The 17,682-nt window shown below is 70.9% G+C and carries 15 protein-coding genes; 6 read left to right on the top strand and 9 right to left on the bottom strand.

Features of this window, described 5'->3' with window-relative positions; translation table 11 throughout:
* Positions 1 to 13: 13 nt before the first annotated feature.
* Entirely contained in the window at positions 14 to 1,054 is a 1,041-nt protein-coding gene (locus G7063_RS03995; RefSeq protein WP_166415188.1) for a MoxR family ATPase, read from the top strand.
* Between the two features lie 34 nt (positions 1,055 to 1,088).
* On the top strand, positions 1,089 to 2,381 hold the full coding sequence (locus G7063_RS03990; RefSeq protein ID WP_166413239.1) for a DUF58 domain-containing protein: 1,293 nt from the start codon (positions 1,089 to 1,091) through the stop codon (positions 2,379 to 2,381).
* Positions 2,382 to 2,590: 209 nt separating this feature from the next.
* Here the strand turns inward: G7063_RS03990 and G7063_RS03985 are convergent, their stop codons facing one another.
* Complete coding sequence (locus tag G7063_RS03985) at positions 2,591 to 3,577, bottom strand: stage II sporulation protein M (protein ID WP_166413238.1); 987 nt, start codon at positions 3,575 to 3,577, stop codon at positions 2,591 to 2,593.
* Between the two features lie 57 nt (positions 3,578 to 3,634).
* Here G7063_RS03985 and G7063_RS03980 point away from each other — a divergent pair, with 57 nt between their 5' ends.
* Positions 3,635 to 4,444: an RDD family protein gene (locus tag G7063_RS03980; RefSeq protein ID WP_166413237.1), complete on the top strand. Its 810-nt coding sequence runs from the start codon at positions 3,635 to 3,637 to the stop codon at positions 4,442 to 4,444.
* Between the two features lie 38 nt (positions 4,445 to 4,482).
* Positions 4,483 to 7,218 carry a CDP-glycerol glycerophosphotransferase family protein gene (locus tag G7063_RS03975; protein ID WP_166413236.1) on the top strand — a complete coding sequence of 912 codons (2,736 nt, stop codon included), beginning with the start codon at positions 4,483 to 4,485 and terminating at the stop codon, positions 7,216 to 7,218.
* Positions 7,219 to 7,291: 73 nt separating this feature from the next.
* On the opposite strand, the gene ahcY is transcribed toward G7063_RS03975, so the two are convergent.
* On the bottom strand, positions 7,292 to 8,776 hold the full coding sequence (gene ahcY, locus G7063_RS03970; protein WP_166413235.1) for an adenosylhomocysteinase: 1,485 nt from the start codon (positions 8,774 to 8,776) through the stop codon (positions 7,292 to 7,294).
* A gap of 187 nt (positions 8,777 to 8,963) precedes the next feature.
* On the opposite strand from ahcY, the gene G7063_RS03965 reads away from it, so the two are divergent.
* A complete protein-coding gene (locus G7063_RS03965; protein ID WP_166413234.1) occupies positions 8,964 to 11,303 on the top strand; it encodes a SpoIID/LytB domain-containing protein in 2,340 nt (779 codons plus the stop codon).
* A 78-nt stretch (positions 11,304 to 11,381) separates the two neighbouring features.
* On the opposite strand, the gene G7063_RS03960 is transcribed toward G7063_RS03965, so the two are convergent.
* From G7063_RS03960 to G7063_RS03930, 7 genes are all read right to left on the bottom strand, one after another.
* Complete coding sequence (locus G7063_RS03960) at positions 11,382 to 11,708, bottom strand: CDP-glycerol glycerophosphotransferase family protein (RefSeq protein ID WP_166413233.1); 327 nt, start codon at positions 11,706 to 11,708, stop codon at positions 11,382 to 11,384.
* Positions 11,705 to 11,902, bottom strand: coding sequence for a hypothetical protein (locus G7063_RS03955; RefSeq protein WP_166413232.1), 198 nt, complete (start codon positions 11,900 to 11,902; stop codon positions 11,705 to 11,707). The genes G7063_RS03960 and G7063_RS03955 overlap by 4 nt, the downstream gene beginning before the upstream one ends.
* A gap of 30 nt (positions 11,903 to 11,932) precedes the next feature.
* Positions 11,933 to 12,088: a hypothetical protein gene (locus G7063_RS03950; RefSeq protein ID WP_166413231.1), complete on the bottom strand. Its 156-nt coding sequence runs from the start codon at positions 12,086 to 12,088 to the stop codon at positions 11,933 to 11,935.
* A gap of 81 nt (positions 12,089 to 12,169) precedes the next feature.
* On the bottom strand, positions 12,170 to 12,811 hold the full coding sequence (locus G7063_RS03945; RefSeq protein ID WP_166413230.1) for a hypothetical protein: 642 nt from the start codon (positions 12,809 to 12,811) through the stop codon (positions 12,170 to 12,172).
* A gap of 124 nt (positions 12,812 to 12,935) precedes the next feature.
* On the bottom strand, positions 12,936 to 13,184 hold the full coding sequence (locus G7063_RS03940; protein WP_166413229.1) for a hypothetical protein: 249 nt from the start codon (positions 13,182 to 13,184) through the stop codon (positions 12,936 to 12,938).
* Between the two features lie 46 nt (positions 13,185 to 13,230).
* Positions 13,231 to 13,953 (bottom strand): glycosyltransferase, encoded by a 723-nt coding sequence (locus G7063_RS03935; RefSeq protein ID WP_166413228.1) that lies wholly within the window; start codon positions 13,951 to 13,953, stop codon positions 13,231 to 13,233.
* A gap of 110 nt (positions 13,954 to 14,063) precedes the next feature.
* On the bottom strand, positions 14,064 to 16,721 hold the full coding sequence (locus tag G7063_RS03930) for a CDP-glycerol glycerophosphotransferase family protein (protein WP_240916243.1): 2,658 nt from the start codon (positions 16,719 to 16,721) through the stop codon (positions 14,064 to 14,066).
* A 140-nt stretch (positions 16,722 to 16,861) separates the two neighbouring features.
* Between G7063_RS03930 and G7063_RS03925 the strand changes: the two genes are divergently transcribed.
* Positions 16,862 to 17,656: an acyltransferase gene (locus G7063_RS03925; protein WP_166413226.1), complete on the top strand. Its 795-nt coding sequence runs from the start codon at positions 16,862 to 16,864 to the stop codon at positions 17,654 to 17,656.
* Positions 17,657 to 17,682: the final 26 nt, after the last annotated feature.

Raw genomic sequence — 17,682 nt, 5'->3', positions numbered from 1 at the left:
CGAGACCGTCCCGATGCAGGACCCCACCCTTCCCACGCCCGTGCAGGACCGAGGCGCCGCCGTGCAGCCCCCGCCCGCGCCCGCCGCCCCCGCGCCCACGGGCGACGCCGCGCTGCGCAACGCTCTCGCCGCGGTCCGCGCCGAGGTCGCCAAGGCCGTCGTCGGGCAGGACTCCGCCGTCACCTGCCTGCTCATCGCGCTGCTGTGCCGCGGGCACGTCCTGCTCGAGGGCGTCCCGGGCGTCGCCAAGACGCTGCTCGTGCGTACCCTGTCGGCGTCGCTGTCGCTCGACACCGCGCGCGTGCAGTTCACGCCCGACCTCATGCCCGGTGACATCACGGGCTCGCTCATCTACGACGCACGGACCGCAGAGTTCTCGTTCCGCGAGGGGCCGGTCTTCACGAACCTCCTGCTCGCCGACGAGATCAACCGCACGCCCCCCAAGACGCAGTCCTCGCTGCTCGAGGCCATGGAGGAGCGCCAGGTGTCGGTCGACGGCACACCGCGTCCGCTGCCCGACCCGTTCCTCGTCATCGCGACGCAGAACCCGGTCGAGTACGAGGGCACCTACCCGCTGCCCGAGGCCCAGCTCGACCGCTTCCTCCTCAAGGTCGTCCTGCCGCTGCCCGAGCGAGACCAGGAGGTCGAGATCCTCCGACGCCACGCGGCGGGCTTCTCCCCGCGGGACCTCGCCGGCGCGGGAGTCGGCCCCGTCGCGGACGCGGCGACGCTCGAGGCCGCGCGCGGCGCGGTCGCCCGCGTCCAGGTCGCGCCGGAGATCCTCACGTACGTCGTCGACCTGTGCCGCGCGACGCGCAGCTCGCCGTCGCTCTCGCTCGGGGTGTCTCCGCGCGGCGCGACCGCCCTCCTCGCGACGTCGCGCGCGTGGGCATGGCTCGCGGGACGCGACTACGTGACACCCGACGACGTCAAGGCGCTCGTCACCTCGACGCTGCGCCACCGCGTCGCGGTCCGCCCCGAGGCCGAGCTCGAGGGCGTGACGGCCGAGTCCGTGCTCGCGACCGTCCTCGCGAGCGTGCCGGTCCCTCGATGACTCTCGCCCGTCCCAGCTCCGCCGAGGAGGCTCCGTGGTCGTGACCGGCCGCGCCGTCGCCCTGCTGGCGCTCGGTGCGCTCCCCGTCCTCGCGCGGCCCGAGGTCGCGACCGTCGTCGCGTGGGTCCTGCTCGTCGCGCTCGTGTGGGCGCTCGACGTCGGGCTCGCCGCGTCGCCCCGGCGGCTCACGGTCACGCGCTCCGTGCCCGGCTCGGTCCGGCTCGACGAGCCCACGACGTCGACCGTCGTGCTGACGAACGGCGCAGGTCGTCGGGCCCGCGGAGTCCTGCGCGACGCGTGGCAGCCGTCCGCGGGCGCTGCCGTGCCCGTGCACTCCTTCGACGTGCGCGCCGGCGAGGGCGCACGCCTCCGCACGACGCTCGTGCCCCGGCGGCGCGGCGACCGGACCGCTGCGGCGCTCACGCTGCGCACGCTCGGACCGTTGCGCGTCGGCGGCCGCCAGGTGTCCCTCGACGTCCCCGCGATGCTGCGCGTCCTGCCCCCGTTCCGCTCACGCCGCCACCTGCCGTCGCGGCTCGCACGCCTGCGCGAGATGGACGGTCGCTCTGCGGTGCAGGTCAGAGGCGAGGGCACCGAGTTCGACTCGCTGCGCGAGTACGTCATCGGCGACGACGTCCGCTCGATCGACTGGCGCGCGACCGCACGCCGAGGCGACGTCGTCGTGCGCACGTGGCGTCCCGAGCGGGACCGTCGGGTCCTCATCGTGCTCGACACGTCGCGCACCTCGGCCGCGCGCATCGGCGACGAGCCGCGGCTCGACGCCGGCATCGAGGCGTCCCTCCTGCTCTCGGCTCTCGCCTCGCACGCCGGCGACCGGGTCGAGCTCCTCGCGTTCGACCGCCGGGCCCGTGCACGCGTCGCCGGGGCCTCCGGGGCGCGGCTCATGCCCGCGCTCGCCGAGGCGCTCGCGCCTGTCGAGCCCAAGCTCGTCGAGGCGGACTGGCCCGCGCTCGTCACCGCGATCGGCGAGCGGCTCAGCCAGCGGGCTCTCGTCGTCCTGCTGACGACGACGGACCCGGCAGCGGTCGAGTCAGGGCTCCTTCCCGTCGTCGACGGGCTCGTGCGCAACCACCTCGTCGTCGTCGCGTCCGTGCGCGACCCCGAGATCGACGGGCTCCGCCGGACGCGGACCGACGTCGAGGACCTCTACGACGCGGCGGCCGCAGAGCGCGGAGAGCTCGAGCGCACCTCGGTCGCGACAGTCCTGCGACGTCGGGGCGTCGAGGTCCTCCACGCACCGCCCGAGGAGCTCGCGCCCGCGCTCGCCGACCTCTATCTCGCGCTCAAGCGAGCAGGTCGGCTCTAGGACGTGCGCGCCTGGCGTGCCGCCCGGCACGCTCGGTGACGCGACTCTCAGGCTCTCTCCGGCGCGTGTCTGCGACAATGTGGAGCATGGACGCGCCTCAGCAGACCGACCGTGAACGCCGCAACCGCCGCGTCGCCCTCCTCGTCGTGGGCGCGATGATCGCGAGCGTCGCTATCCCCGCGCTCACGGTTCTCGCGCTCTGAGGGACCTCACGCGTAGAGCTGGACGCCCCCGGCGCGGTCCTCGCTGAGGTCGCCCGTGTGGCCCGCGCGCACGGCGCGCCGGCCGAGGACCGTCACCCACGTCCAGAACCCGGCCAGCACGACCATGCCGATGAGGATCTTCAGCCACCACGGCAGCATGGACCCGGTCACCCAGCCCTCGACGATCCCCGAGACCGCGAGCGCGACGGCGAGCGTCACGACGACGGTGAACGTCGCACGCCCCTCCTGCGCGAGCGCGACGCCGCGCGGCCGACGGCCCGGGTCGACGATCGTCCAGAACAGCTTGAGGCCCGCCGCCCCCGCGGCGAAGATCGCGGTGAGCTCGAGCAGGCCGTGCGGCGTGATGAGCGCGAAGAAGATGTCGAGCCGACCGTGCGCGGCCATGAGCCCGCCCATCGCGCCGACGTTGATCGCGTTGTTCGCGAGGACGTACACGGGCCACACGCCCGTGATGCCGAGCGCGATGCACTGGGCCGCGATCCACGCGTTGCTCGTCCACACCGTGAGGGCGAAGTCGAGGCCGGGGTCGTAGTACTGCGCGAACGCTTGGTCGACGTACTGCTGCCGGTCCTCGGGCGTGCCGAGGAGCGCGAGGATCGAGGAGTCGCGCGCGGCGGCGAACCCCGCGACGACGGCGAGGATCACGCACGCCGCCGTCACGCCGTGGATCCACCATCGGATGCGGTAGACGGCTGCGGGCGCGCTCACCGTCGCGAAGCGCACGACGTCGGACCAGCGCGGGTCGTGCGCACCGGCCAGCGCGTTGCGCGCACGCGAGACGAGCACGGAGAGGCGCTGGACGAGCCCGGGGTCGGGGGCGCTCGAGCGCACGACGGACAGGTGCGTCGCCACCGACTGGTAGAGCCGGACGAGCTCGTCGGCCTCCGCGCCGCCGAGGCGTCGGCGGCGCGTGAGCTCGGCGAGCCGCTGCCACTCGGGCTCGTGCGTGAGTCGGAATGCGTCGAGATCCACGACCGCTACCCTAGCGGGAGCGGCTCGGACGGCGAGCGCAACATCCAAGGAGGACCAGTGCGCGACGGCATCGTCACCGGCGAGGGCGTCGTCGTCGACGCCCGCCCGGCCGCCTTCCTCACGCGGGGCCTCGCTCTTCTCATCGACCTCGTCGCTCTCACCGTCGTCGTGGTCGCCCTGGCGTGGGCCTTGTCCGGGCTGGCACTGCCGGCCGGGTACGAGTCTCCCCTCATCATCGCGGCGCTCGTCACCGTCGCGGTCGTCGTGCCGACGACGATCGAGGCGCTCTCCCGTGGGCTGTCGCTCGGGAAGCTTGCTCTCGGCATCCGCGTCGTCCGGGTCGACGGCGGCCCGATCACGGCTCGCCACGCGTTCATCCGGGCGCTCGTCGCGGTCGGCGAGACGTACCTGACGGCTGGCTCGCTCGCGCTCATCGTCTCGCTACTCAACGAGAAGGGGCGGCGCCTCGGCGATCTGCTCGCGGGCACGTACGTCGTGCGCGACCGGGGACGCAGCACGGTCGACGTCACGCTCGTCATGCCGCCGCACCTCGCGGCGTGGGCACGGACCGCCGACATGCGTCGCCTCCCCGACGGGCTCGCGCTCGCCGCGCGCCAGATGCTCTCGCGCGCGGACAGGCTCGCGCCTGCGGCTCGCGAGAGGCTCGGGCGGTCGCTCGCCGCGGAGGCCGAGCAGTTCGTCGCCCCGGGCCCGCCGCCCGGCACGCACCCGGAGACGTTCCTCATGGCGGTGCTCACCGAGCGCCGCGAGCGCGAGTGGGCGTCGGGCCAGCGTGCGCGGGAGACCGCGCTCGAGCAGGCCACGATGATCCATCGGCTCCCCTACGGAGTCCCGGACCCGTCCTAGAATCGACGCGGCCCACCCCCAGACGCCCGGAGCTGTCCATGAGTTCGTCTCCTTCTGCAGAACAGGCCCCTGCGGCGAACGCTCCGAGCGTCACGGTCATCGTCGACGCGACGACCGCAGGGCTCGCCTCCGCGGCGACGCTGCACAGTGTCGAGGAGGCTGCGGGCACCGTCATCGTCGAGCCGGTCGTGCTCGTCGGGGACGCGACCCCGCCCGCGATCCTCGAGCTGGCCCAGGGGGCCGAGGGGACGCGCGTGGTCGAGGCGGACGGAGACGTCGCCCGTGCTCGCCGCGACGTCGTGGCCAGGTTGGCCTCGACCTACGTCTACTTCCTCGACGGCGGCGACACCCTCGCGTCGAGTGGCCTCGACCTGCTCGTGGAGAGCGCGGCCCGCAACGACGCCGAGGTCACCGTCGGAGGGACCTCGGGGGCACGCGCGGCCCGCAGCCCAGAGTGGCGCACCGTCCTGCAGATCGCGGGACGTCGGCGCAGGTCACGCCTCGCGCTCGACGTGCCACCGATCGTGCTCGACACGTCGCTCGGCAACAAGCTCTTCACCCTGGAACACTTCGCCCCTCAGATGGCTGCGCTCGGGCCGGACCTCGGGGACGAGGGCGTCGTCCTGTCCGCGATCGTCTCGGCCGAGTCGCTGGCATTCCTGCCCCAGCCCGTCGTCGACCTCCGCCCCGGCCCGAGCGACGGCGCGTTCCTCGACCCCCGGCTCACGCTCCCGGAGACGTACGCCGCGGCGCTCGCGTACGTCGAGAGTCTCTACACGCGCCTCGTGCCGACGCTGTCGCCACGACGCGCGACCCTCGTCGACCTCCATGTCGCCGCTCTCGTCTCCCCGCTCGTCGGCGCTGCGCCCGAGGCCCTCGGCCAGGACCGCGCGGACGACTTCTTCGCGCGCCTCGCGCGGCCCTTGGCCGGCCGTCCGCTCGACGGCCTCGAGAAGGGCGGCCTGTCGCTCCTCACGCGTCTGCGCGCTGCCGCGCTCACCGTGCCCGAGCCGATCGCGACGCTCGCACAGGTTCCCACGCTCACCCTGAGCACCGCCCCGGCCCCTGCCGGGGCCCGGAGCGACGAGCCGCGCCTCTTCGCCGACGTCCCGAACCTGACGGGCACGCGGCGCCGGTTCAGCGCCGTCGACCTACGCGCCTTCATCGAGTCCCTCGACACGGACGCGGACGACCAGCACCTCGTGATGTCGGTGCGGATCGACATCGAGGACCTCCCGACGAACACCCTCGTTGCCCACGACGTCGAGGCGTCCGTCCGGGCCGGCCGCCGGACGTTGGTCCGGCTCGAGCCCTCGCCCCGCCGAGGCGACGACGGTCTCGACGACGGCTCGTGGTTCGTCGGGAGGCTCCCGGTCGCCGACGCCCCCACCGGGACGCACCCGCTCACGCTCGAGGTGAGGGCCGCGGGCGGCCCTGTCGTCTCCACGCCGCTGCGCGCGACGCTCGGCTTCCGACGGATGAGCCGTGCGCTCCACCTGCCCGACCTCATCACCCAGGGGCTCGTCACGCGACGACGGACGGTCGACCTTCGCTCGCACCGGGGTCGCCTCGCACGGCTGCGTCACTCGCTCTCGCTCCTGCGCTCGGACGTCGGAGCCGTCGTCCGGCGCCAGCCGCTCGCGTCGAGGATCGTCCTGCGCCGCCTCACCGCCCCCTTCTTCATGGGTCGCCCCGTCGTCGTCTTCGGCGAGCGCGTCGGGACCCGTCAGGACAACGGCTGGGCCGCTTTCGAGCACGCGCGCCGGTCGAACCCACCCTTCCGTGCGTTCTACATCGACGCGGCGAGCAACCCGCTGCGCGGCATCATCCGGTACGGCTCGCTCCTCCACGAGATCGTCTACCTCCACGCCGACGCGCTCGTGTCGAGCCACGACATCGACGGATACATGCGGCCTCCGGCCTGGAGCGGCGGCTCCTACCTCACGTACCTCTCCTGGCGCATCGGCGCCAAGCGGATCTGGCTGCAGCACGGGGTCATCTACAACGGGGTGGCGTCGAACATCGCACGGGAGCGCACGGGCTTCGACGCCGTCGTGAGCTCGCACCCGCGCGAGACCGCCTACCTCTCGGGCACGGCCGGCTACGGCGGGCGGCTCCACGAGATCGGCCTCGCCCGGTTCGACCTGCTGACGCGGACGAACCCGGGCAGCACGATCCTCATTGCACCGACGTGGCGCAGGCACCTCGTCGCCCCGTCATACTCGGACGGCGTCCCCGACCCCGAGACATTCACGGGCTCCGACTACGAGCAGTTCTTCCTCGAGCTCCTGCGTGACCCGCGACTCCTCGAGGCAGCACGCGCGGCCGACGCGGAGATCGTCTTCCTCCCCCACTACGAGGTCGCCCAGCACTTCGCGACGCGCCTCGGCTCGAGCAGCCACGTGCGCATCGTCGCCGACGGCGGCGCCTCGTTCCGCAAGGAGCTCCTGCGCGCACGCATCTGCGTGACGGACTACTCGTCGATCTCGTTCGACGCCGCGTTCCTCGGTGTCCCGATGGTCTACGCCCCCTTCGACGAGGACGTCTTCTACGGGCTGCACTACCGCCGCGGCTGGTTCACTGTCGACGACGACGGCTACGGTCCCGTGGGCCGCTCGGTCGAGGACGTCGTCGGCCACATCATCCAACTGCTCGAGGACACCAGCTCCGTCGAGCCGCTCTTGGCGCGTGCGCGCCACGACTTCGACCCCGTGCGCGGCAACGCACGTGCGCGCACCATGACGCTCATCAGCTCGGAGCTTGCGCACCCCTAGGCCCGCAGCACCGACGCCGATGGCCACCGCCCCCCGGAGGGGACGGCGGCCATCGGCATTCGGGAGTCCCGCGTCAGTACCGGTAGTGCTCCGGCTTGTACGGGCCCTCGACAGGCACGCCGATGTAGTCGGACTGCGCGGGGCTCAGCTCCGTGAGGCGGACGCCGAGCGCGTCGAGGTGGAGGCGCGCGACCTTCTCGTCGAGCACCTTGGGCAGGCGGTGGACGTCCGTCGCGTAGGCCTCGGGCGTGCCGGCCTTCGTGAAGATCTCGACCTGAGCGATCGTCTGGTTGGCGAACGAGTTCGACATGACGAACGACGGGTGGCCGGTCGCGTTGCCGAGGTTGAGCAGGCGCCCCTCGGACAGGACGATGATCGAGCGGCCGTCGGGGAACGTCCACTCGTGGACCTGCGGCTTGATCTCGGTGCGCGTGACGCCCGGGACCTTGGCGAGGCCGGCCATGTCGATCTCGTTGTCGAAGTGGCCGATGTTGCCGACGACGGCCTTGTCCTTCATGCGCGTCATGTGGTCGGCCGTGACGACGCCGAAGTTGCCGGTCGTCGTGATGAAGAAGTCGGCGGTGCCGAGGACGTCCTCGATGCGGGCGACCTGGAAGCCGTCCATCGCGGCCTGGAGCGCGCAGATGGGGTCGACCTCGGAGACGATGACACGCGCGCCCTGGCCGCGGAAGGCCTCTGCGGCGCCCTTGCCGACGTCGCCGTAGCCGGCGACGAACGCGACCTTGCCGCCCATGAGGACGTCGGTCGCGCGGTTGATGCCGTCGGGCAGCGAGTGGCGGATGCCGTACTTGTTGTCGAACTTCGACTTCGTCACGGAGTCGTTGACGTTGATCGCGGGGAAGAGCAGCTCGCCCGTCTCGGCGAGCTGGTAGAGGCGGTGCACGCCGGTCGTCGTCTCCTCGGTGACGCCGAGGACGCCGGGGGCGATGCCGGTCCAGCGCTCGGGGTCGGTCGCGAGGCCGCGACGCAGGACGGCGCGGACGACGTTCATCTCGTCGGAGTGGTCGAGGTCGCCGTCGGCCGTGTCGGCCTCGACGGCGCCGGCCTTCTCGGCGGCGAGGCCGAGGTGGACGAGCATCGTCGCGTCGCCGCCGTCGTCGAGGATCATGTTGGGGCCCTGGACGCCGCCGTCGGCCGTGGGCCACAGCATGATCTGCTCGGTGCAGTCCCAGTACTCCTCGAGGGACTCGCCCTTCCACGCGAAGACGGGGACGCCCGCGGGGGCGTCGGGCGTGCCTGCGCCGACGGCGATCGCGGCCGCGGCCTCGTCCTGCGTCGAGAAGATGTTGCACGACGCCCAGCGGACCTCGGCGCCGAGCGCGACGAGGGTCTCGATGAGGACGGCGGTCTGGACGGTCATGTGGAGCGAGCCTGCGACGCGGGCGCCGTGCAGCGGCTGGGAGTCGGCGTACTCGGCGCGCAACGCCATGAGCCCGGGCATCTCGTGCTCGGCGAGGCGGATCTGGTGGCGACCGGCCTCGGCGAGGGCGAGCGAACGCACCTTGTACTGGCCGGGCACCTCGTCGAACGAGGACATGGGGCTCCCTGGGTCGGGCGGAGGAGGACCCCGCAAGGATATCCCGCACCGCCCCGGCGTTCGGCTCGGTCACCGTCGCGCCGTCCGACGGCTCGGGAGCACGAGGCGTTTCCGGGGTGACTCCTGAGACACGTGGGATTGAACGCCGGTCTTTATTCCATCGGCGTGGTAGGGCAGACTTGCCGTCATGCTCGACCGCACCCACCTTCGCCATCGTCGTCGCTCCTGGGCCGCACCGCTCCTCGCGCTCCTCCTCGCGGTGCCGACGCTCGCCGTCGCCACCGCCCCCGCTGCGAATGCCGCACCCGGCAAGACGACGATCTCCTCGACGGTGAGCCGTGCGTCCGTGACGAAGGGTTCGAAGGTCATCGTGAGCGCGAGCTACCGGCAGGGCGGGAAGGCCGTGACGTGCTGCTCCCTGCGGCTCCAGCAGCGCACGACCGGGGACTGGCGCACGGTTGCGACGCTCAAGCCCGTCAAGGGCAAGGTGAGCCGCACCGTCACCCCCAGCGTGACGACGAGCTACCGGTTCGTCACGACGAGCGGGCGGACCGTCTCCCCCACCCGCAAGGTCACCGTGCGCACGCCGACCGCGGCCACCTCGAAGGTCACGCTCACGTCGTCGGTGAGCGCCACGAAGGCCAAGCCGGGCACGAAGGTGACGATCAGGGGCTACTACCGCGAGGGCACGAAGCCCATCAGCCGCTACTCCGTGCGCCTCCAGCAGCGCACGACGGGTGCTTGGTCGACCGTCCGGACCGTGCGCCCTTCCTCGAAGGGTGCACTCACCGCAGTCGTCACCCCCGCACGAACGACGCAGTACCGGTGGACGACGACGTCCGGCAAGACCGTCTCCCCCGTGCGTACCGTCACCGTGTCGAAGGTGACGAGCGGTGTCACCGTCTCGTCGAAGGCGTCTGCCTCCACCATCACCGAGGGCACGTCGGTGACGCTCACGAGCGCGTACCGCTCGAACGGCGTTCCTGTGACGTGCTGCTACCTGCGGGTCCAGTCCTCGACGTCGGGCCCCTGGCGCACGCTGCGCACTCTCGCCCCGTCGAGCACGGGCAACTTCACCTACCGCGTCTCCCCCAAGGTCACGACGAGCTACCGCTTCATCACGACGAGCGGGAAGACGGTCTCGACCGTCCGCAAGGTCACCGTGAAGCCGCGCGTCACCGCGCCACCGCCGCCCAACGACGGGTCGGGCAGCGACGGGTCGGGCAACAACGGCGCGCCGGAGAACGGCACACCCGGCAACGGTACGTCTGACCCGATCCCGGCAGCGTTCACGATCGACGGCTCGGGCTACGGCCACGGACTCGGCCTCTCGCAGTACGGGGCCTACCAGATGGCGCGCGAGGGGTGGACGTCGACCCAGATCCTCGAGCACTACTTCACTGGCACGAAGGTCGCCGACCACACACTGCCGAAGGACGTCGCAGTGCAGGTCTACGGCGGGAGCGACCCTGCCCAGACCGTCTTCAGCATCGACCGAGGTACGTGGCGGGTCCGCGGCGAGCGCGCCGACGGCACCGGCTTCGACGCCCGCGCAGGGCTCTCCAAAGACATGACCGGCACGCTCAGCGTCGTCGACGGAGAGCCCGTCATCACCATCGCCGGCGTCGAGTACCCGAAGCCCGCCGACCGGCGCGGCGTCCTGCGGCTGCACTGGTCCGGGACCGAGTTCTACCTCGGGAAGACCGGCCCGGACACCGTCGCCCGCCTCACGCGGACCGACGGCGGCGCCGCGACCCACGGTCTCTACCGGCACGGCCGGATGAAGGTCACCGTCATCGACGGCAGGCTCAACATCGTCAACGAGCTGCGCTTCGCCGACGAGTACCTCTACGGGCTCGGCGAGATGCCGTCGAGCTGGTCGACCGCCGCGCTCGAGGCGCAGGCCGTCGCCGGACGCAGCTATGCGCTCGGCCTCATGGGTGTGACGGACGCGGCGCCGCAGGGCGTGCGACGCCCCTCGTGCGACTGCAACGTCGTCGACTCGACCCGCGACCAGAACTTCGTCGGCTGGAAGAAGGAGGGCGAGGGCGCTGACCAACAGTGGGGCAAGCGCTGGAAGGCCGCGGTCGACAACGTCACCACGTCGAGATCGAAGGGCCGCGTCGTTCTCGACGGTGACCGGGTCGCCGTCACCTACTACTCGTCGTCGACCGGGGGCCGCTCCGCGAACAGCGAGGACGTCTGGTCAGGCAAGGTCTCCTACATCCGCTCGGTCGACGACCGGTTCAGCCTGACCGCGCCCGGCAACTCGTTCGCCCTGTGGTCCTCCAACAAGGCGAACCCGCGCACGGTGCAGCTCACCCAGGCCCGTGCATCGTCCCTCTTCGGGCTGCCCGACGTCGTGACGATCGAGGTGGTCGCCCGCTACTCGAGCGACCAGGCGAAGTCCCTGCGTGCCACCTCCTCGACAGGCCGGACCTCGACCTGGACGGCCAAGGCCGACACCTTCCGAACCACGCTCGGTCTGCCGGGTGCGTGGATCAGGTCGATCGAGCCCCGCGGCTGAAGCACTGTCGCTGTTCGCGCGTCGAAGGCCCCGGTCGATGGACCGGGGCCTTCGACGTGCGAACAGCGACAGCGACCGTCAGACCCAACGCACCTTCTTCTCGACAGCCTTGATCGCGGTGACCGTCCGGGCGCAGTTCTCGCCGTCGAGGCGGTCCAGCGTCGCCTCGACGCGGATCGCGTACGGCTCGGCAAGGTCACCGCCCGCGTCCACGACGTCGAGGATGTCGTCGACAACCGCATCCACCGAGCGCGCCACGGGGCCGAACCCATCCTGGGCGTAGTCGAAACAGCCGGGCCGGGTGGTGTGCCCGCCGCCGATCATCTCGTCGCGGTCGAGCTGGAAGCAGACGACCGGCCGTCGGATCGCGGCACCGCCAAACATAACTGACGAGTAGTCAGTCACGTCACGCCAGCGCTCGCCAGCCCGGTCTGGAGGTCAGCCGTCGAGTACGAGAGCACCTCGACGCACGGATCAGGCTCCCAGGCCTCCAGATACGGCATGAGGTTCGGGCGCGGCATGAAGACGATCCGCAGCCCCTGTTCCTCGGCGACCGCCCTCAGTCGTGGGTCCGCGAGGACGGCCCGCCACGAACGCACGTACTCGGTCTCGTGGAAGTCCGGGAGGAGCTACTTCTCGTTCGTCGACGAGACAACCTTTCCGAGCAGGAACTGGCGCCACGTCGGTACGATGACGATCGCGTCACGCTCCGTCGTCCCCGCAACCGACGTCAGCCGGTCGTGCCGCGCAAGTCCCGCACGCCCGGTCTCCCGACGGGTGAACACGAACGGGCTCTCGTCACCGGAGATGTACTGGTGCTCCGGCTTCGTCGTCGTGACGAAGGGGCGGATGGGCTTGGAGTTGAGTCAGCGCGAGATGTCGGTGTGAATCGCACCGTGCTGCAGGAAGACTGACGACCATTGCGGCTTGCCGTAGCGGCTCATCTCCAGCGGCGGACAGAGGTACCCGTCACCGTGCGACGAAACGGTGAACGTCGCGTCGAGCACGAGCAGCTTCCAGAGCAGAGAACCGTACGGGACGATCCTCCGGTAGCCGTCGGCACGCTGGCGGTCCCAGTCTGCAGTGCCCTTGCGCACAACGAACCAACCGTTGACCTCACGCTCGCGCTCGCGCAGATAGCGGAAGATGTGATCAGCGTTGTCCCACGAGTTGTAGTCACGGTCCATGAGCACCCAGGCGTGAGCGAAGTACCGATGCACGAGCCTCGACGCGGCGAGGCTCTTCTCGCGTCGAACGTGTCGACGTTCCCGTGCGTCCTTTGCGACGCGTTCGTCCCACCAGCCGTCGACACGTGCCCCGAGACGCGCACGCATCGCTGCCGCCGAGCGGTATCTCGGGGTATTCCTGAACATGCGATCGAAGCCGGCCGCGCGGGCATGCCGAATCATCCGCCCGTAGCGCCCCTGCGCGAGAGCGACCCGCTCGCCATCGAGCCGGATCTCAAAGGTCCGCGACATTGACAGCCAGAGGATGCGCTGGTTCAGCACCGGTCGCTCCGCGGACGTGACGACACGCCGCGTCGCCGTCGAGTCGCAAGTGGCCTCGCCCTTCGTGACGATCTCCTCGAGAGGCTCGTCACCGCCATACCAGTAGACGACCCGAACGACGCGCTCACCCGAGTCGAGGCGGTCGACATAGACCGGCGACCGCCACGAGCCCCCGAAACTCGTGTGCAAGCGCAACGCGCGTCCTTGGCGACACTCTCGTCAGGCCGAACTCCTCGTCTCGATCGGCGTCGAGGTAGGTGACGATCTCACGCATGAGCATGTGGAACTCGTCAGCCACACCGAGGCTGGCCGCCGTCGCGCCGAAGAGCGACGCGCCGGCACGCAGGACCGCGTTGAGCTCATAGGTGACCATCGTCCGGAGCCAGGCAGGTACCGTCCCGAACGCCTCGCGGGCGTGCTCAAGGGTGCCCGAGGTGACCGTACCGCAGCAGGTCGATGTACCTCTCCAGTTTGCTCGCCGCGACATCGACCAACGAGTCACCGCGCCCCCGCTTGCGGTGGCGGGGCTCGGCTGAAGCCACGACTGCCACCATCTGCGTCTGCCCGCGCAGCACAAGGCGGGACACCAGGCGGCCGTCCTCGAAGTGCGGCACGACCCTCGGGACGTAGGTAAGTCCGTGTTCGACGAAGCGTGAGCTACTCATGAACGTCGCATTGGTCGAAAGGTGGAAGTAGTCGGGGAAGCGATCCAGGTCGACGACGACGTCGCCACGATCGAACCTGAGCCTCAACGGATGGGTGTCGCTGAGGCTCTTCGCCGCCTCCTTGTAGAAGACGATGATCGTGATCGCCACGTCAACAACAGGGTCCCTGTCCAGCGCACGCCGGACCGCCACGGCATACCCCGGGGCCAGCATGTCGTCCGGGTCCGGAGAGTACAGAAACTCGCCTGTCGCGAGTGCGATGCCCGCGCTGCGGGACCTGGAGACGCCACCGTTCTCCTGGTGCACCACCCGCGCGAGGTCGGGTCGACGCGCCGCCCCCTCGTCGAGGATCTCCCCCGACCCGTCGAGGGCGCCGCCGTCGACAGCGACGATCTCAACACCCTGCAGCGAGTCACCCTGTGCCTCGATCGAGGCGATGAAGTCCGGCAGGTACTGCTCGACCTCAAAGGCTGCCACGACGAGGGTGAGCCACGGGGGTTCGTGTCGGATCGGGCGCGTCGGTCGGGCTCGGCTCGTGCTTCACATCGGTCCCCGAGCGTCGTCTCTGTGAGGTGTCGAGGTGCTGGTCAAGCCACCGGCGTCGGCCTGTTGGGTCGAGCGTCCGGAGCCGTGACGTGCGTGCCCGGGGGCTCGACGACGTCGATGCGCTCGATCGCCAAGATGACCCGCTCGCACGAGTGCTCGTCCCGCGCGGGGAAGGCGGCCTCCATGCGCGCCCGGTGCTCCTCGGAGCCGACGAAGCCGCTCGCCGCGATCTCGGCGACCGACTCGATCGCCGCGTCGAGAGTCGTCACCACAGGGCCGAAGCCGTCGTCCGTGTACGAGAAGTACCCCTGCCGGACTGTGTGCGACCCACCGAAGACCTCGTCGCGGTCGAACTGGTAGTAGACGACGGGCCTGCCGATGTAGGCCGCGTCGAAGACGATCGACGACAGGTCCGTCACGACGACCTGCGCCGAGACGAGCACCTCCTGGATGTCGTTCCCGCCGTACGTGAGGACCTCGACGTCCGCGGGCAGGTCGAGCTGGTCGAGGTACGGCTGGATGTTCGGGTGAGGCATGAACGCGATGCTCGCGTCGTGCTGCCGTGCCAGCTCACGCAGACGCGGGTCCGCAAGAAGCTCATGCCACGCAGTCGCGTACCGCGTCGTGGCGAAGTCGTCCAGCAGCTCGCGCGTCCCGTCAGGTCGCAGCCTGCCGAGCAGGTACTCCCGCCACGTCGGGAGGACGAGGATCCGACGCCGCGTCCCGGGCGTCGCCTCACGATCCAGCCGGAAGAGCCGGTCGTGCCGTGGCAGCCCGGTGAGCGCGATCTCGCGGGTCGTGAACCGGTACATGGAACCCTCCCCCGCGATCGACGCAAACTCGTCGTAGGTCGACGTGAGGAACAGGTCGAAGGCGCGTCGGTTGAGCCACCGCGAGAGATCTGTCGCGATGACCCCGTGCTGGAGGAAGACGAATCGCCACGACGGCGTCCCCACCGGCCGCAGCGCTGCGGGGTTGTAGACGTAAGGACCCGCCTGCGACGACACGACGTGGCTCGCGTTCATGCACACGAGCTTCCACCGGACGGATCCGTAGGCGAGAAGACTCTTCGTCCCCTCGGACTTGAGCCGCTTCCAGTCCGCGCTGCCGCGCTCGAGCGCAAACCATGCCCGCACATCCGGACGTTCCCGCAGCAGGTGCTTGAAGAGGTGCTCGGCGTTGTCGTGCGCCGCATCGACACGGTCGATGAGCACCCACGACCCCCCGTAGCGGCGACGCGCGGGCCCCGTCCGGGCCAACGTCCGCACGAGCCGGGCACCCCACCAGCCCGGTGTCAGAAGGCGTCGCAGCACGTCGCCGACAGCGACGTCGCGCCGAGGCTGACGCGAACCGGCGAACGCCCGCTGCGTCGCTGCGGGCTCCCACACCGTCCGCGTGAACGGCGCCCGAGCACGCGAGACGGGGACGTCGCGGCCGTCGAGCCGCACGACGATCGCGGACTCCGAGCTCACCCAGACGATGCGCTCGCGCAGGAGCACCCTGCCCGCGTAGACGACGACGCGCGTCTTCGCATGGACCGGCATACCGACGACACCGTCGAGCAGGAGCTCCTCGACCGGCGCCTCGCCCGTGTAGCGGTACGCAAGACGCACGAGGTGGCGCCTCCGATCGATCGCCTCGAGGACGACCGGAGACTCCGACCAGCGTTCGCCGCGGTACCCGCGCCGCAGCGCGATCCGGCGGTCGAGCGTGAAGGTCTTCGGCTCGAGCGAGTCGAGCACGTGATCGTCGGTCGCCGCGACGATCTGCTCGACGAGCCCGTGGAACTCGTCCGCGACATGGTGCATCTCAGCGTTCATGTTCGGCGAGAGGCTCTCGTCCGAGACGAGGTAGAGACTGAGGTCGTGCAGGACGAGCTGCTGCACCCACACGGGCGCTGCCCCCGAGGTCCCCGCCGCTGCGGCGAGCGTCGCCAGATGTCCTTCACGCAGCACCGTCGTGAACGCCGCAGGCTGGGCGAACCTTGCCCGCAGGTCCGGCACCGTGACTCTCGACGATCGCACCTGCGCCGCGCCGCGCACGAGCGTGATCGTACGGTCGCGGGCCGCGAGCATGTACCGCACGAAGAACGCCTGGTCGGCGAAGCCCGCAGCAAGACGTTCGTCGAACCGCAGTTCGCCCGTGACATCGGTCCGCAGAGCGACGCGCCGCAGCGAGGACGCGACGGGCTCCGCCCTCACCTCGAGGTCCACGAGGTCGCTCTGTGCCGCAAACGGGCCGATCTCGCGCGACGGGTCGCCGACGACGCCGGACGCGTGGACCTTGCCCGGGCGGACGAGCGCGGCAGCGGCCGTCGACCGCGACACCGCAGACCGCAGCGCGGCGAGAGCCTCGGGTGCGAACTCGTCCTGGCAGTCCGGGAAGATGACCCAGCCGGCCGCCGCCTCACGCTCTGCAAGCGCGTCGAGCGCTGCGTTGCGTGCCGCGAGCGGCCCGGCCGAGGCTTCGACGACGACGCAGGGCAGCGGTCCGCCGCGCAGCATCTCGAGGACCGGCGCTGAGGCGTCCGCGGATCCTTCCGTGACGACGGCGACGACGGAGATCCCCTCCAGCGACCCGGTCTGGCCGACCAGCGACCGGGCAAGGCGCGCATCCCCGGCCGTCCCTCCGTCGAGGACGATGACGACGACGAGGTCTCCCGCCGCTGCACCAGTACTGTCCACGCTGCTGGTCTGCATCGTCACTTGAGACTCCCCCGGGCTGTCGCCGGGGCCGCCCCGGACGCACCGACCCGAGTCTAGTCGAACGGCTCCACCGCGTCGTACGGACGCCAGACGGGCATCCAGCTCGCAGAGGACGGCGCGTATGATCAGCGGCCATGACGACAGTGAGGAAGCTCGAGCCCTACGAGGACGATCGCGGGAACCGGATCCTCTACGCGGGACAGCATCCGGAGGCTCGGATCGACATCCTCTTCGTCGGGGAACGCAACACGCTCGTCGTCGACGACTCCGCACGCTTCAAGCGCCTGAGCGTCCGGTTCGACGCCAACGACGGCACCGCACGACTGGGTACGAGCCGCGGCCGTGCGATCGAGACGTCGATCCGCGTCGGCCAGGACTCGACCGTGACCTTCGGGGACGGCGTCTCGACGACCTCCGTCCTTCTCGTGTCCGCGGTCGAGGGAGCCTCCGTGACCATCGGCGACGACGTGATGTTCGCGAGCGGCAACCAGCTGCGCAGCGACGACGCCCACCCCATCTTCGACGTCCGCACAGGGTTGCGGGTCAACCCTGCCCGCGACATCTCGATCGGGTCCCACGTCTGGATGGCCCGTGAGGCCGTCGCCCTCGGCGGTGCCCGCATCGGCTCCGGGTCGGTCATCGGATACCGCGCGCTCGTCACCGGCCGCGTACCCAACAACGCGATCGCCGCCGGCATGCCGGCGCGCGTCCTGCGCCGCGACATCGCGTGGGAGCGCCCACATCTCTCCCTCACCAAGCCCTACTACAAGCCGGACGCCTCGACGGTGACGAGGTCCGAGGAGTTCTGGGCGCTCACCGTGGACGACGAGCGCGGTCCCGACACGGGCTCGATGCCTCACATCACAGCGCGCACGAGCCGAGGAGGAAGCCTCCTCCGCCGCGTGCGTGACGCGATCCGTCCCCGCTGAGGCCTGGGCAGGCGCAGCGCCCCCTC

Source organism: Sanguibacter sp. HDW7 (assembly GCF_011300875.1).
Lineage (GTDB): Bacteria > Actinomycetota > Actinomycetes > Actinomycetales > Cellulomonadaceae > Flavimobilis.
The sequence above is the reverse complement of the archived record's forward strand: the minus strand, read 5'-3'. Positions and strand labels throughout refer to the sequence as shown.

Bases quoted from the DNA above. Each gene is read 5' to 3' on its own strand.
- G7063_RS03995 (WP_166415188.1), top strand. From the start codon at position 14: ATGCAGGACCCCACCCTTCCCACGCCCGTGCAGGACCGAGGCGCCGCC.
- G7063_RS03975 (WP_166413236.1), top strand. From the start codon at position 4,483: ATGAGTTCGTCTCCTTCTGCAGAACAGGCCCCTGCGGCGAACGCTCCG.
- ahcY (WP_166413235.1), bottom strand. From the start codon at position 8,776: ATGTCCTCGTTCGACGAGGTGCCCGGCCAGTACAAGGTGCGTTCGCTC.
- G7063_RS03965 (WP_166413234.1), top strand. From the start codon at position 8,964: ATGCTCGACCGCACCCACCTTCGCCATCGTCGTCGCTCCTGGGCCGCA.
- G7063_RS03940 (WP_166413229.1), bottom strand. From the start codon at position 13,184: ATGGTCACCTATGAGCTCAACGCGGTCCTGCGTGCCGGCGCGTCGCTC.
- G7063_RS03930 (WP_240916243.1), bottom strand. From the start codon at position 16,721: ATGCAGACCAGCAGCGTGGACAGTACTGGTGCAGCGGCGGGAGACCTC.
- G7063_RS03925 (WP_166413226.1), top strand. From the start codon at position 16,862: ATGACGACAGTGAGGAAGCTCGAGCCCTACGAGGACGATCGCGGGAAC.